Consider the following 16,496-nt stretch of genomic DNA (forward strand, 5'->3'; position numbering starts at 1 on the left):
AGACACTTCTAAAGATAGTTACTTCTTTTTATATAACTCTTTTAAAAGTGTCTAAATACCCAATAATACTATAAAGTTTATTTAACTACTTTTACCCATTGTCCTTCTGTTCTAGAAACATAATCATTATCATACATAGCCTCGGCTTGAGCTCCAGGTAAATAATAATCTCCTAAATAAGAAGCATTCAACAGTATTCTGAAAGTCTTCGTCTCGAATCCTTTTAAGGTAAAATAATTACTTACACTTGCATCTCTAATATCTGTATAATCTACTTTAGAAGAAGTTGTGTTGTTGCCAAAATCAGTAAATCTTGTATTTATAATTTCCCATCCCGAAGGAATATACTGTGTTAATGCAATATTTTCAACCTTAGAACTTGTTTCGTTTTTAATAGTTACTTCTGCAATAAAGTTAGTTCCTTGACTTAAGTTCTTTGGACTTATTTCAACTCCTTTTTTTGTTTTATACAGAACATTTGTTTTCAGGTTTCTTTCTACTATTTTTTCCTCTCCGACTGGAAGAATTCCTTTATTTAAAACTCTGATATATAAAACGCCATTTCCATTATTCAATACCTTTACTACATTCTCTTTCTTACTTATGGCAATATCTTTTGCAAATAAAGACTTACTTGTTTTCACCTCTTCACTAGCTCCATTTAAAGTATATTTAGATGCAATTCCCGCACTTTTTCCGTTTCGTAAAGCATAATTACTTATCGCTAATAAACTAAAGGCTGTTGTTTGTGTACTCATCCATTTCGAGCTAGACAGTTTTTCTGCTATGTTTTTAGCCAATTTAATAGCTTTAGTATCATTTCCAAGTAAGGTATAAGTATCTAAAGCCATAGCTTTATTCCTAGTTTCAGAGCCATAGTTGTAATAATATCTTGTTTTTGGCTCTTCCTCAGATATGGTAGAAATAATTGAATTTGCGATCGATTTCTTTCCTATAAGGGCATATGCTGCTGCCAAGCGTAATTTCGTTCCATTTGATATACCTGAAGTTTCTTTCAGTCGGTTCATCGAAGCTAAATCTGGACTATTGGCCAAACTTAGCGTATACAAACGATATGCCTGACTTAATCCATTATTATAATATCGGTCATTATTCCTCCATTTTCTTGCCTGATCTTTCTGATAGTTAATCCATTTATTCTTAAACCCAATTGGCAATGCATATCCTTTTTTGGATGCTTCAATCATAAAATGACCTGCATAAGAGGTTCCCCAATTATTGGCATATCCATTTCCTGACCAATAGGACAATCCTCCATTTGATATCTGGAAGTTAGACAACCTTGAGATCGTAGCTTTGATATTTCTTTCAATATCTTGTTTTCTCTCTTCAGATAATTCGAAAATTTCAGGAAGATACAATTGAGGAAAAGCACTTGAAGTGGTCTGTTCAACACAGCCATGAGGATAACGAATTAGATACCCTAATCTTTTTGTAAAATTCATTGGAGGCAGTGTCGATAACTCGATCGTTGCAACATTGGTTCCAATAGTTCCAAAAGCCGTAAAGTTTAACTCCTTTTGTTCTTTTCCTTTTAAAATTAAATCTTTAACTTCTGTTGTTACAGGATTAGGATTCAATACATCAATTTCAACCTCGTAAGTTGCCTTTTCACTTCCTGAACTCGCTTCTACCTTAACTTTCCCTATTCCTTTAAAATCATTAACCTTTAGCGTAAAATAAGCCATTTTTTCATCCGGTTGATTAAATCGTAAAGTTTCCGAGCTATTTCCTAAAATGGTATACGATTCATTTGGAACAACTTTTACCTTCACATTTTTAATTTCTGGTGTCATGGCAAATACTGTTACTGGTAACGTTACTGTTTCTTGTGATGTTATTTTACGGGGTAATGATGCTAGCACCATTACTGGTTTACGAACAAAAGCCGTTTTCTCGTCACTTCCATAAGCTTCTTTATCAGCATTCGTAGCTACTACCATTGCTCTAACAGAACCAACATATTTCGGAATTTTAAACTTGTGCTCTTTAGTTTCTCCTTTCTCTAAATTAAAAGGCCCTAAATAGGTAACCATTGGTTTAAAACGATTCGCTTTTTTATTCTTACTCCCCGCTTCAGATTCATCACCACCAATACTTAATATCTGATGTACTTTTCCTCCATAGGCTCCAATAACATCATCAAAAACATCCCAAGTTCTTACTCCTAAAGATTGACGAGCAAAAAATGTATGCCAAGCATTTGGGGTTTTAAATCTTGTTAAGTCTAACAATCCTTCATCAACAATGGCAATAGTATATGTCATTGGTTTTCCTTCCTTTTCCTTCACACGGATTCCTGCTGTTGATTCAGGGCGGAGTTCATCTGCTAATTGAATTTGAGGATCTAATTTAGTAGAAGGGTCATACACCATCATTGGAATAGAACCGTACATTCTTATTGGTAAATCATTCACTGTTTGGTTATGCTTTTGCAATAATGAAATATTCACAAAAACATTGGGAGTATAACTTGCTAGCACCGGAAAAGAAAATTCCGTTTGCTTGGCCTTTGTTTCCACCCAAAAATGATCTAAAACCTGCGTACCATTCTCAATGGTTATTAAGGCTCGTCCTCCCTCTGAACTAGGAAACTTTACAATAGCCTTTTCATTGACTTTATACGATTCTTTATCTGTAGTAAATACCAACATCGTTGCATTGGTTTTATCTTGACTTCCTTTCTTTTTTCCATACCAAGAAGGCCAATCAAAATAAACTATAGATGACGTTACATGCTTACTCTTTTTATCAATTACTTTTACCAAATAACGTCCCCAATCATTTTCACTTATTTTTAAATCAAACGATCCTTTACCAGCCCCATTGGTTTTAACAGACATTGCTTTGTAAGGTGAATGGTATCGAGTTCCATCATAACTTGACAATCCATTATCTGAACTACTCCACCACCATCTCCATGAAAGTTTATATACTTTTACATCTAAATTATTCGCTATACCTTTTCCATTCTCGTTAACCGATGCGACATTGAAAGTATACTTTTCATTGGTGAACAAGTAATTCCTAGATTGCGGCTCCTCAGCACCTAAAAATCCTACATAACTCTTATAAGGAGACACTTTTTTACTAAAAACATCAGTACTAAAGTCTCCTCCATTCTCATAAACTTTCGTAATAAAAGTAGCCTTTAGCATTCCTGGCGCCTTATTATCTAACTTCGGTTTAACGGAAAAGTTAGACTTCCCTTCGTTATTCAAATTTCCTTGTAGAACTTTAAACTCCTCAGTTCCGAATCTTCTTGTTACATCATCAAAATTATAGTTATTAAATTTTGAAAACGTAGTTTTCGATTGAGTAAACTTACCGTTTATATCTAATTTTAAATCTCTAGCAATAGCTCCATGCAACCATTTTACTTCCACGTTTCCAGCAATAGGTGAACTTGCTTTAATAACCTCTTCGTTTACATTCATTTTAATTTTTAAACGATTTGGTTTAATGGTTTCAATTTTTAAATTTTTATGAAAAGAAGCCCCACCTACGGCCACCTTAACCTTCCAATTACCAGTAATAGCTTCTTGCTCCGTTTTTGGAACATAACGATACATATTTGTACTATTCTTTTGTACAACAGTTCTGTCTACTATTTTTCCTTGTGGATTTATTAGCTCAAATTTAATAGGATGATTTTCGGGTATAGGGTTGGCTTTATCATTCAATACAAACGTTAAAAATAACTGGTCGCCAGGTCTCCATACACCGCGCTCCCCATAAATAAACCCCTTCAATCCCTTTTGCAACTTCGCCCCAGAAACATCAAACTTACTCATTGACAAAGCATTTCCTTCATTCAATTTAATATAAGTGGTACTTTTATCCTTCGACGCAATAGCAAAAAAAGCATTATGGTCTTCATCAATTTCAACAATACCACTTTCATCTGTAGTCATTTCAGCTATTGGCTGTTGTTGTAAGTTGTGCAATGTTACTTTAGCTCCTGCAACAGGATTTGCAGTTAACAAATCAGTGACAGCAACAAATGTTTTGTTATTACTCCCTTTCTTTACGATAACACCTAAATTGGTTACTAAAATGTTTGAAGTTATTTTTTTGTTTCGAAAGTATGAGTTTGTACATGGATTTTCTCTATCCCTCCAATTATAATCTTCTTCATAATCGTCATAATAATAATTGTAGCTGTAAGATGACTCTTTATCATATTGTTTGGTATTTACTTCTTTTTTACCAAAAACTATTGTGTTGCTCGGACTACTTCCATCACATGTATAATTTGAATACTTCTTAGAGTAGCTAAATTCGACTCTATACATTGCTCCATTATCCACTTCAACAAAATCCGCCAGATTCACAGCAAAGGCATTTTCTTTGCTTAAATCTACTCCTTGATCCGTTAAATTAATGGTGTATTTAGCAACGGGTCTACCTACATATTGAATATTTCCTCTGTTACTTAAATTATTATACTGTAAAAACTGTAAAATATTGCTTTTATAAATTTTATAAATTGTTGCATCAACGGCACGAAGGTTTACAGCATTAAAGTTTATTTTTAAATTGTCAGAATCAGGTAAAATAGTACCACTTTTAATAAAGTCTACTGAAGGCTTTAATTGCTTAAGGTGCAGTGTTTCGGTGTAATTTTCTTTCAGTGTATACCCCTCAATATTTTTAATTCCTTTAAATAATTCAATAGTAACTTTATCTTTAAATGAAGCCGCTGGATAAATTGTTACAACGTTGTTATTGATCTTATAAGTAAAATTTCTTTTTTGCGTGTTCGCGAACTGAATTAAACCTTTTAAATTTTGTGTTTTTTGAATGGCATCAGAAAAACTAATTTCTATATGTTGTTTATCACTATCAGTTACTTCAATATTTAATACCTTAAAGTTATTTTTACCAGTTATAATTACTTCTTTTTCACCATTTGATGATGAGTTTATAGCACCGCCATCCCATGAAACTTTTAAAGCTTTGTCATCTACAAATCTCTTTAAACTATCTATTTTAAAATATGCCTTAGAAGTAAAACCGTCTGTTACATCGAACTTAATCTTTTTTAGCTTTCCGTTAAAATTGGCAGCAACGAGGCTTGAAAGTTGTTTACTTTCAACAATATCACTTGCTGTAAGCATTCCTTCTACATAATACAAGTCATTAGTATATACTTTTGGAGATTCTAACGAAACACTAAATAACAACTCTTTCGTTTTCATTTTTACGGTGAAATCCTCCAAATCTTTATCGATATTATCGTACAGTTTGGATAAATGAAGTGTTGCAGTATATTCCTTATTTCCTTTTAACTTTTCTGAAGGAACGAAAGTTAACATATTATTTTTGAATGTTACCTCTCCTTTTACTTTTGGCTGAATACTTAAAACATCCGAATTAACATTGGTTACATTAGGTGTTCGCTTTAACAAAAATTGCAGATTAGCTCCACTAGAAATTACTTTTTCAGGAAAAACACTAATGTATTCACTATAAGCATTAATATTACTTTCATTTTCAGCTTTCTGTTTACAAGACTCCAATGCTATTAGAGCTAAGATCAAGGAAAAAAGAATTAAAATTCGTGATTTGAATTTCATGGCATAAGTTTTCATCTATTTATTTTTTACAGTCATATAAGTTTCTAATAGTTATACTGAATTCATTTAACCTTCTTCAATTTGCTAAAAAAGAAAACGTAGTATAGCTATGTTGTATTTTTTTTCTTGAATGATAAAAAACAATTCAATTGATTTATACGAAACAATAAGTACAAACACATTTATCGGATTAGTTTTATCAAAAAAACGGCAACATCAGTTGTTCTTGAGTAAAATTACTTAAAAAGATTGCTTTAAAACTTCGGATTTAGAATTCGTTATTATTTAATGAGTATTCGTTGTTTCTATATAGGCTTTGTCTAATTTACGTTGATGGTTAAAACATCATCTCTCATAAACTCATGAGCGTACATGCTAATAGTTACATAAAAAACAATCATTTAAAGCGCAATTTAATTCTACATAATTATAAAGTACTGAAATAGCATTATATAACAAAACTAGCTATTTTTAGCTGATTTATACATCTTAAAGCCTCTATATTTCATAATTTTGTTTCTGGAATGAAAAATCAATTTCATATCACTATCTTTTACATTATTATAAAACTCGAAGAATTACTAAAAAGGAATTCTCTTTTTACTATTAATTAAAATTATGCTTGGATTAAAATTCGAAACTGAAACATCGTGGGCCGACGTAGCTAAGAATGGATTACAACAATTGTTAACCGATCATGCTTTTGCTGAGCAAAAGGCCGCTTCAAATGCGGTTTCTATTATCATTAATTATTCCGAAGAAACTGAAATGGTTAAAGATATGAGTGATATTGCTATTGAAGAAATGGAACATTTTAGAATGGTTCATCACCTTATGGTTGATAGAGGAATGGTTTTGGGGCAAGCTACAAAAAATGATTATGCTTTAAAGCTTCAAAAATTTTTCCCTCATACTGGAAACCGAAAGGAAGCTCTAATACATAGACTGTTAGTTGCAGCGTTAATTGAAGCTAGAAGTTGCGAACGCTTTAAAGTTTTTGCTGATAATATGGAGGATGAAGAATTATCGAAATTTTATATTGATTTAATGATTTCAGAAGCGAACCACTATACTTTATTTTTAGGCTATGCAAGAAAATATATGGACAAGAAAATTGTGGATAAGAAATGGAATGATCTTCTTAGTTTTGAAGCAGAAATGATGAAAAACAGAGGTAACATGGCAAAAGTACATGGGTAAATAATTACGAATTTTAAATTTTAAGTTTTAAGTTATGAGTTATGAGTTATGAGTTATGAGTTATGAGTTATGAGTTATGAGTTATGAGTTATGAGTTTATGTAAAACTATCTCTATTTTTTTCAATTGAAAAATAAAAAAACAATCAACACTAATTGAAAACCGAATAAATGTTTAGTAAAGAAGAATCTGCTCGACTTCGTAAGGAATTTTGGACGAGTTTTGGAAAATCATTCCCTAGAAAGTGGCTTTTGTACAATACCAAAATTAAAGGAGTTGCTTTTAAGTTTCAAGCGGACAGAAAAAAGGCTTCAGTTTGTTTAGATTTTGAACATCCCGAAGATATCGCAAATGAATTGTTATATGACCAACTTCTTTCTTTAAAGAAAATACTAGAATCAGAATATTTACCTGAGGTCATTTTCGATGACAATTTTGAACTAGATAATCGAAAACTTATTCGTCGTATTCATGTACTTCATGAAAAAAAATTTAGTATTCACAATAAAAATACATGGAGAGATTGTTACGAATTCTATGTTGAAGCTATGAATCAATTTGAGCTATTTTATTACGAGTATGAGGATTTTATAAAACAAGCTATTTAACCACTATTTATACCATTTACAAACAAAAAAACCGCCAAATTGGCGATTCTCTTATTCAAATAACTATTATTTCTGCTTTAAATAAATTTTATCGTAAATGGATAACTTGGTTCTTCATTTTTACTGGCTTTTACAGCATTAATAATAGGATATATTAGGTAAAATATTCCGATAACAAGCATTCCTAAAAAACCTAAACCAAATAATATTACTAATGGAATACATATTAGTAAATATAAAAACATGGTTATTCTAAAGTTAATAATTGAACGTCCATGCTCATCCATATCTGCTATCTCGTCTTTTTTTACTGCCCAAATAACTAATGGAACTATGAGTCCTCCGATTCCTGTTACAAAATCTAATAATTGACTTAAATGGGTAATTGCTAATAATTGACTGTTTCTCTTCATCTACTCTTTCGTGTGTTGGTTATACTAAGTAGACGCTTAACAAGGCATTTTGTTACATTTGTGCCTTCTTTCTCTTTAAAACAATATTTTTAGAACGATCTAAAAAATTTTCAATACTCTAGACACTTGTTCGAAGATTACCTACTGTGTATATTTGCATCATGATACAAAACGATACCATAGTTGCTTTGGCGACTCCTGCTGGTGTAGGAGCAATTGCTATAATACGATTATCTGGAGAAAAGGCTGTTTCAATAGTAAACGAGGTTTTTAAGTCTGTAAAGCAAGAAAAGTCTCTGTTAGACCAAAAATCGCATACACTTCATTTGGGACATATTGTATCTAATAATCAAGTAATTGATCAAGTTTTAGTTTCTATTTTTAAAAATCCACATTCTTACACTGGAGAAAACGTAATTGAAATCTCATGTCATGGATCGAGTTATATCCAACAAGAAATTATCCAATTGTTTTTACAAAATGGTTGTAGAATGGCCGATAATGGTGAATTTACCATGCGTGCTTTTTTAAATGGGAAAATGGATTTAAGTCAAGCAGAAGCTGTTGCCGATGTGATTGCTTCAAACTCCGCTGCATCCCACCAAGTAGCCATTCAACAAATGCGAGGTGGTATTACTAACAAGTTAAAAGAACTACGTGCTCAATTGCTCGATTTTGCCGCGTTGATTGAATTAGAACTTGACTTTTCTGGAGAAGATGTTGAATTTGCAGACAGAACCCGATTTAAAGAATTAGTTGCTACTATTTCTTCGGTATTGAAAAGATTGATCGAATCTTTTGCTTTTGGTAACGCCATGAAAAATGGAATTCCTGTAGCTATTATCGGTGAACCTAACGTTGGTAAATCTACGCTATTAAATGCTTTACTTAATGAAGAAAAAGCCATTGTATCGGATATTGCTGGGACGACTCGAGATGCCATTGAAGATGAAGTTATTATTAATGGAGTTGCATTTCGTTTTATTGATACTGCTGGAATAAGAGAAACGGAAGATGTTGTGGAAAGCATTGGTATTAAAAAAGCTTATGAAAAAGCAGAAAATGCGCAGTTAATTATCTCTTTAATTAATGCCCAAAAATTTATTGAAAGCCCTACTGCATTTTTAGAAGAAACATCTCAAATAAAAGAGCGTTTCCCAGAAAAACGTGTATTAACTATTGTCAATAAAATTGATACTATCAGTGAAGCTAAAAAGACCGATTTAACCTCTAAAGTAAATGATATTATCTTGCTTTCTGCAAAACAAAAGATTGGTATTGATAGTTTGCTAAACGAATTAACGTCTTTAGTAAATACTGGAGCTTTGAGTAATAATGAAACCATTGTTACCAACTCTCGTCATTTCGAAGCATTGACTCTAGCTTTGGAGAGTATTGAATCAGTTAAGAATGGCATAGAACTAAATATTTCTTCCGACTTATTCGCTATTGATATCCGTGAATGTTTACGTCATTTAGGAAATATTACGGGTGAATATGATGTAGACAAAGACATTTTAGGTCATATTTTCGGAAACTTTTGTATTGGGAAGTAAGGAAAGAAAACAAAGGAAGCTAAACGAAACAAACCCCAACAAAATCAATACTTTACAAGAAATTTAACTTGTTTTCATTTTCTATTATTTTCTTTTTTTAGTATATTTATGGAATCTAAATTCCACCTCAAACACTTATTTTTAAATTGAGGTGTAGTTAATTCCACCTTTCATGAAAATATCTTTAAAAAAGAAGAAGTTAAAAACAGGGAAATATAGTCTATTTATAGAATACTACAAAGGAACTATCATTGACAACAATGGAAAGACCAAACATGATAGAGAATTTGAGTATTTAAAAGAATATTTAATTATTGATCCTAAAACAAAAGCTGAAAAACAAAAGAATAAAGAAACTCAGGAATTAGCAGAAAAAATACTTTCTATTCGTCAAGCGGAATATTACCAGGGCAAATATAAAATTCAACACAGTTCTAAAGGAAAATATAATTTTTTAGAATACTACAACGAGAAGAAAGAAGAACGGTATCAGTCAGAAACAAACTATGATAATTGGGAAGCTGCCCAGAAGCATATAGTAGCGTTTTGCCCTACTTCTACTACTTTTAATGACATTGATATAGATTTCATTAAAAACTTCCAGAAACACCTTCATACGGAAGCTAAAACAAAATCAGGGCAACCATTAGCACAAAATACTAAACACACTTACTATAACAAATTTAAGGCTTGTCTCAGAAGCGCATTTGATGAAGGGTATTTAAAAGAAAATTTTGTTAAAAAAGTTAAAGCTATTCCTATGGGCGAAACCCATAGAGAGTATTTAACCATTGACGAAGTGCAAGCCTTATCAAAAACACCAATTAAACAAACTATACTGAAAAAGGCTTTTTTATTCTCATGCCTTACAGGCATTCGATGGTCTGACATTAATAAAATGAGATGGAGCGAAGTCAGAGATGAAGGAAAAGACGAAAACGAACAAGACATTCACAGAATCGTTTTTTCACAAAAGAAAACAAAAGGAGTTGAATATTTATACATATCCGCACAGGCAAGAGAGTTTTTAGGTGAGAGAAAAAAACCTGAAGAAAGAGTATTTGTAAACCTTCATTACAGCGCACAAATGAATATCAATTTAATTAAATGGTGCATGAGTGCGGGAATTACAAAACATATCACCTTCCACTCTGCACGACATACCAATGCTGTATTGCTTTTAGAAAACGGTGCGGATATCTATACTGTTTCAAAACGTTTAGGACATAAAGAAATCCGAACTACTGAAATTTATGCTAGAATCATTGATAAAAAGATGAAAGAAGCAGCTACATTAATTCCTAAGCTAAAAATATTATAATCTATGGAAAGTCTATTTGCAATCTCTACTATCTTTACTTCGCTAAGTATTACCTATAAGTTTAATTCTCCTTTATCTAATGTTTTCAATAATCTCTACAGAGAACCTGAAAACCGAAAAAAAATAATATATGACAAACAAAAGCTAATTTTTATAGTTATCTTTATTGTATTAGGCTTACTTGCTAAAAAGGGGTATTACAAAAATTATAATGATTCAAATGCAATAGCATACTTTCTTTACCTTGGACTTATCATCCCAATAATTTGTTTTATGAAACCAAAAAATAACGGAAAAAAATCAGAAACTAATAAAAAAACATCTATCCAACTAATTAGAAAAAACAAATCTTACGATGAAACTCTTTTCAGAATGGATTTAGCCCAAGAGAATGCCTCAAAAATTTTGGAGTCAATCGTTGAGACTAATTATGAAAATGACCAGTTTGAAAATATTAAGACTAATTTCTTCAATGACATTACTAAACTAGGACTTTTAAATAAACATTACAGCAACTCTGATTGCTACAGTAAAGATAAATTAGTTAATATTAACAAAATATTGAGAGATTACTTAGAAAATAATTCAAAAAAAATCTTTTCAGAAAATGTGGTACTTAGATTTATTTCATCTAGTAAACACATTTTATTAAAAGAACAGATAGTAGAACATTTATATACAAAGTTACTATACTTCTATCAGAAAAAAATTGATAAAGCAAATAAAACCATTGATAGATATTTATCAAAAAGTATTATTTCTGAATATACTAGATCGCCTAATACTTCCGATGAACTAAAAAGTAGAATAATGACTTATACTCTTGAAAAAATTCAATTCTTCGAAGGAAAGTCAGATTATTATTTTAACTATAAAGGAGATTTTTCTTCCGATATAATTTTTAATTTATTCAAAGAGTGGTTAACATTATTAAAGGAGCAAAACTCAAAGTTGACACCTTCTGATTTAAAGTCAGAAATTAGTTATTTAAAATCTTCCGATTTCACAAATAGTAATATTGAATTCATATTAGAAAACATTGACAGTAATTTACTCGTAAAATCAACTATCAAAAAAGGAGAGATTCGATCAATACTAGAAAAAAACTTTATTTCTAAATCTAAGGAAAATATTGAATACCTAATTTCTAAGGAAATACATAAAATTAAAAAAAGAAGTATTCATTCAGTTTTTAATAAGATAAATACTGGACGTGTTTTATTTCAATTAAAAGAATTAGAACACTTCAACGAAATTGAACTTAAGTCAATTTATGACAACTTAATATATGATTCAAAACACAAACTTCTGACAAAAGATGACTATACTACCCATAAATCAAGGTTTAAGGACAAAAAACTACTACACAAGATAACTATTTAATAATCATTTTTTTAACTCTGATTTTTTTACTACTTTTTTCGATTTTAATGATTTAAAGGATAACTACTTTTCCTTTAATATACTTTTACTTCAGAATTCTTAACAGACGAAAACAAAAGCGCTTTTGTTCATTATAAATTTAAAAGATTCAAATAATGGACATTTTAAAAATCAGTCAGCAATTAGATAAAATTGAAAAGCTTCTTCTCTCAAGTAAAACCGTGCTAACGTTTGATGAAGCATGTGAGTACACAGGACTAAAAGCCAGTTACTTATATAAAATGACGGCATCTAAATTAATTCCTCATAGTAAGCCTAACGGGGGTAAAATATTCTTTGACAAATCAAAACTAGATACTTGGTTACTTCAAAATGAAAATCAAACTCAAAGCGAGATTGAAAAAAAGGCTCTCTCCTATACGTTAAAAAATAAAAAGAGAGGGTAAATCATCGAGAAGATGAATCAGATTAAAAACAAAATTCAAAAGGATTTTACAATAATTCCTAATGACTTAATCGAAGATAATAGCATTACCGATAGAGGGCGGTTTTTATTTATATACATGGCATCAAAACCTAACGACTGGACATTCTTTAACAAACAATTATGTAAAGCTTTAGCATATAGCGAAGATACATTAAGGAAGTATATGAGTGAATTAGAAAATAAAGGTTGGATAACTAGATATACTAAAATGAGAGAGCATGGAAAATTCACCTCAAATATTTATGTAATAAATGAAAGTCCGAAAACTAATGTTCTAGACAAAATTTTACCGAATAGGAAAATTTCCGACACGGAAAATACCGTATCGGAAAAAAACCGAGACGGAATTTTTCCTACACATACTAATACTAACAATAAACAAAAAGAAATAATAACTAATAATGAATTTAATAAAAGAGCAAAAAATAAAATTTCATTCAAATTAAATCCAAGAAAAAAATGAGAGCAGGTAAACGATTGAAAATAAAGTTAGGTTTTGAGAGCGAAAAAGAAAGAAAAAAAAGAGTTGCGCGAGAAAAAAAAGAAATAGAAAAAAACAATAACTATTTCAAAAGTTTATCCACTATCAAAACGAAAATAGAGCCACAAATGAATACAGATATTTTTAAAGAAGTTTTATGGAAAGAAGGCAAAGAATATTTCAATAAAATGCATAGAGAATTTACAGTTGATGATAAAAACAGAGACTTCTTAAACCTAATATGCCTTTACTTTTCAAAGAATATTGAATTTGAAAAAGTTACTGATGGAGAACTAAGAAAAGGGTTATTTGTTCATGGAGTATGTGGAACTGGTAAATCATCCATTTTCGATATAGTTCAAAACATTAGCCGAAAGCACCATTTAAAATCCCTTTGGTTTAAAAATATATCAGTCCATCAAGTAACAACAGATTATAATTTGAAAGGTGAAGATGTTGTGAAAAAATATTCTAAAGGTGTAATTCATTTTGATGATTTAGGCACTGAAAAAATGGCTAATAGTTGGGGTGTAAAAGAACGATTGATGGGAAGAGTTTTAGAAATTAGATACAATGAATTTAAAGCCAAAGGAACTAGAACTTTTGTAACAACAAATTTAACTCTAAACGAACTAAAAAAATATTACGGAGATAGAGTTTATGACCGTCTATTTGAAATGTTCAACTTTCTACAACTAGAAGGAGAATCAAGGAGATTTTAAAAAACTCACTAAAACCAGAATCATGAGCTACGCAGTAATACGAATGCAAAAAATTAAAAACCCCGGAGCCTTAGGTCGACATATTGACCGAAGTTCTGAAGGAGACATATCTATTCCTATAAATGCAGATTCTGAAAGAGTTGGTACAAATATTCATTGGGATAAATCTGGTAAAAGTTATTCGCAGGAAGAATGGTCTAAATATTCCGCCCAAAATCCATTATCGAAACGAATAAATGATGAAATAAACGAAAGGTATAGTGTAGATAAAAAAATAAGAAAAGATGCGGTAAAAGCAGTTGAATACATCTTCACTTCAGACACCATAAAAATGAATGAAATTTTCAATGATGAAAAACTATATCGGTCTTGGGTTAAGGATAACAAAGATTACTTGTGTAATGTTTTCGGAAAGGAAAATATAATATCAATGCATTTGCATCTTGACGAACAAACACCACATATGCATGCCATTATTGTACCAATTACTAAAGATGGAAGATTAAGCTGTAAATCTTTTATCAATGGAAAAAAAGATTTATCACAGCAACAATCAGACTATGCGGAAGTAATGAAAAAATACGGTATGGAAAGAGGTCAATTAGGTAGTAGTGCAAAGCACCAAAGAGTGAATTCAAACATTAACAATAAATACATTAACTATGATAGAAATTAGTAGCATTTTAGTTCTCGCTATTACAATTTACTTTGTAAGTAAGCCGAGTAAAAAAATAAGTAAAACAATTACTTCAAATAAATTTTACTTAAAAGGAGCTATAAAGTATTTCATATACAATTTAAACCGTTCTGTTATTGGAATTGGTGGAGCTGGAAGCGGTAAAACGTATTCCTTAATTAAACCGCTATTGGTTTATTGCATTAAAAATAGAGGTTGTTTAACCTTTGACCCAAAAGGAGAATTAACACCTCTAATTAATCAACATGCCAAGGAATCTAACAAAGAAATAATTAATTTTTCTTTAGATAATAACTACGATAAAATAAACCCTTTGAGTTTATGCCAAGACAAAACAGATATCATTGAATTTAGCAGTTATTTTTTGAGTGGTATTGTAGGAATTCCTAAAAGCGACACGGCAAAATACTTTTTTAATGCAGCTAAAAGCATTTTAATAGGTGTCATAATTTTCTTTAAAAATAAAAACAAGAATTTTGCCACAATACCTCACATAGTAGCCTTATTCCTAACAGTCAATTCAAAAGAATTAATTTCCTTATTATCTTCTGACGAAGAAGCAAAAAGAGCTTCAATGATTTTATCTACAGTCAAAGATGATCCCAAATTATTAGGTTCAATTATTAGTACATTCACGGCTTATTTTGGTTCGTTAGATACTCCCAAAATATTTAGAAACCTAGTTTCTAATGAACCCCTAAATCTACCTAACAATCCTTCTAATCCTTGTGTAATTAATTTAATTTTCAACTTACAAAAAAGAGATTTATACACTCCTATTTACAGCAGTATAGTTGGGCTAATCATTAAAAAAATGAATATTCCACATCAGCATGAAAGTGCAATAATTATTGATGAATTTACTGTTTTAAGCATACCCAATTTTGTAAATATTCCAGAAACAGCAAGAAGCAACAAAATTGCTACCTGTATAGCTATTCAAGATTTATCACAATTAATAAGTAGATACGGTAAAGAAGACGCTTCATCCATCATATCTAATATGGGAAGTCAATTTTTATTCAGAACAACGAACCCCGAAACATTAGACCATTTTGAAAAAATGCTAGGGAGAAGAGATATAAAAAGTATCAGCAAAAATATTCCTGATTTTTCACTTCATTCTTCAGTTACTCATGGAGTAAAAGAGAAAAATATTTTGAAAAAAGAACAAATCATTAATTATAAACCAGGGCAAGTTTTCGGAATTATTTCAGAAGGAAATAAAACTCTAATTGAAAATGAAAGAATTAATGGAAATCATTATTTAAAAAAAACCAATACTAAACCTTTAATGGAAACTGACACAAATAGCAGAATAGCATATGATCAAGTTTACCGTGATATAAACAGTTTAATAATTAGAGATACAAGTATAAAAACTAAGAAATTCAATATTTAAGATTATGATATTATTTAAAATTTTTAAGTGGATAGTTAAGGGAATATTATTGGTAGGAGTTATTCAATTTTATCAATGGATGATTTATATACTTTATTACATTTTCGTAAATAATATACCCTACAAAACAACTCTCTTTTTGGCTTGTTTAACTCTTTTAACTCATGTGATATTACTACTGCTAGTACAAAAGATAATTTTCAATAAAGAAATTATAAACTCAATAATCAGATCAGTATATATTACTACGATTACACTATTACCAATGATGTTAATTGCTTATTTATTAGTAGCTAGTAATATTCAGGTAATGAGTTTTGATTATTTGAAATTCGCTATATCGGTTGATAGTTACTTTAAACCTAATCAAGTCATTTCATACCCAGACAATCAAGAAATCATCAATCTTGCAAGAATGTATTTCAACCTTGTTATAATCATGTTTCTAACCAATGTGTTCATGGTAATTGCAATACTTAACAAAAACTCAGATGGAGCTATTTATGACAAGCTAGTAGGGTTTTTGAACAAAATCATAATAAAACATCAATTAAAAAAACAGCATTAGCCTATGAGACAAACCCTATAAAATTAAAAGGCAGGGAGTTATCAGATAGCCACCTGCCA

13 protein-coding genes are annotated in these 16,496 nt (G+C 30.5%); 11 read left to right on the plus strand and 2 right to left on the minus strand.

Annotation, left to right across the window (positions count from 1 at the left end; genetic code table 11):
• Positions 1 to 77: 77 nt before the first annotated feature.
• Positions 78 to 5,615 carry an alpha-2-macroglobulin family protein gene (locus BLW23_RS05520; protein WP_255362740.1) on the minus strand — a complete coding sequence of 1,846 codons (5,538 nt, stop codon included), beginning with the start codon at positions 5,613 to 5,615 and terminating at the stop codon, positions 78 to 80.
• Between the two features lie 603 nt (positions 5,616 to 6,218).
• Here BLW23_RS05520 and BLW23_RS05525 point away from each other — a divergent pair.
• Positions 6,219 to 6,800: a MiaE family protein gene (locus BLW23_RS05525; protein WP_093668212.1), complete on the plus strand. Its 582-nt coding sequence runs from the start codon at positions 6,219 to 6,221 to the stop codon at positions 6,798 to 6,800.
• A 169-nt stretch (positions 6,801 to 6,969) separates the two neighbouring features.
• On the plus strand, positions 6,970 to 7,407 hold the full coding sequence (locus BLW23_RS05530; protein WP_093668213.1) for a DUF4268 domain-containing protein: 438 nt from the start codon (positions 6,970 to 6,972) through the stop codon (positions 7,405 to 7,407).
• A gap of 77 nt (positions 7,408 to 7,484) precedes the next feature.
• On the opposite strand, the gene BLW23_RS05535 is transcribed toward BLW23_RS05530, so the two are convergent.
• Entirely contained in the window at positions 7,485 to 7,820 is a 336-nt protein-coding gene (locus BLW23_RS05535; RefSeq protein WP_093668214.1) for a DUF4870 domain-containing protein, read from the minus strand.
• A gap of 161 nt (positions 7,821 to 7,981) precedes the next feature.
• Between BLW23_RS05535 and mnmE the strand changes: the two genes are divergently transcribed.
• The 9 genes from mnmE (at position 7,982) to BLW23_RS05580 (ending at position 16,437) form a co-directional block, all read left to right on the plus strand.
• The gene (mnmE, locus tag BLW23_RS05540; RefSeq protein WP_093668215.1) at positions 7,982 to 9,376 is read left to right on the plus strand and encodes a tRNA uridine-5-carboxymethylaminomethyl(34) synthesis GTPase MnmE; all 1,395 of its coding nucleotides are present in this window, start codon (positions 7,982 to 7,984) and stop codon (positions 9,374 to 9,376) included.
• A 172-nt stretch (positions 9,377 to 9,548) separates the two neighbouring features.
• The gene (locus BLW23_RS05545; protein ID WP_093668216.1) at positions 9,549 to 10,697 is read left to right on the plus strand and encodes a tyrosine-type recombinase/integrase; all 1,149 of its coding nucleotides are present in this window, start codon (positions 9,549 to 9,551) and stop codon (positions 10,695 to 10,697) included.
• Positions 10,698 to 10,700: 3 nt separating this feature from the next.
• Positions 10,701 to 12,080: a hypothetical protein gene (locus BLW23_RS05550; protein ID WP_093668217.1), complete on the plus strand. Its 1,380-nt coding sequence runs from the start codon at positions 10,701 to 10,703 to the stop codon at positions 12,078 to 12,080.
• A gap of 155 nt (positions 12,081 to 12,235) precedes the next feature.
• Positions 12,236 to 12,526: a helix-turn-helix domain-containing protein gene (locus tag BLW23_RS05555; RefSeq protein ID WP_093668218.1), complete on the plus strand. Its 291-nt coding sequence runs from the start codon at positions 12,236 to 12,238 to the stop codon at positions 12,524 to 12,526.
• A gap of 12 nt (positions 12,527 to 12,538) precedes the next feature.
• Positions 12,539 to 13,030, plus strand: coding sequence for a helix-turn-helix domain-containing protein (locus tag BLW23_RS05560; RefSeq protein ID WP_093668219.1), 492 nt, complete (start codon positions 12,539 to 12,541; stop codon positions 13,028 to 13,030).
• Entirely contained in the window at positions 13,027 to 13,770 is a 744-nt protein-coding gene (locus BLW23_RS05565) for a P-loop NTPase family protein (RefSeq protein ID WP_093668220.1), read from the plus strand. Before BLW23_RS05560 ends, BLW23_RS05565 begins: the two co-directional genes overlap by 4 nt.
• 22 nt (positions 13,771 to 13,792) lie before the next feature.
• Positions 13,793 to 14,446, plus strand: coding sequence for a MobV family relaxase (gene mobV / locus BLW23_RS05570; protein WP_093668221.1), 654 nt, complete (start codon positions 13,793 to 13,795; stop codon positions 14,444 to 14,446).
• Positions 14,433 to 15,869 carry a type IV secretory system conjugative DNA transfer family protein gene (locus BLW23_RS05575; protein ID WP_093668222.1) on the plus strand — a complete coding sequence of 479 codons (1,437 nt, stop codon included), beginning with the start codon at positions 14,433 to 14,435 and terminating at the stop codon, positions 15,867 to 15,869. Before mobV ends, BLW23_RS05575 begins: the two co-directional genes overlap by 14 nt.
• Before the next feature lie 4 nt (positions 15,870 to 15,873).
• Positions 15,874 to 16,437, plus strand: a complete 564-nt coding sequence (locus tag BLW23_RS05580; RefSeq protein ID WP_093668223.1) for a hypothetical protein — start codon at positions 15,874 to 15,876, stop codon at positions 16,435 to 16,437.
• Positions 16,438 to 16,496 lie beyond the last annotated feature (59 nt).

Source organism: Tenacibaculum sp. MAR_2009_124, assembly GCF_900105455.1.
GTDB lineage: Bacteria > Bacteroidota > Bacteroidia > Flavobacteriales > Flavobacteriaceae > Polaribacter.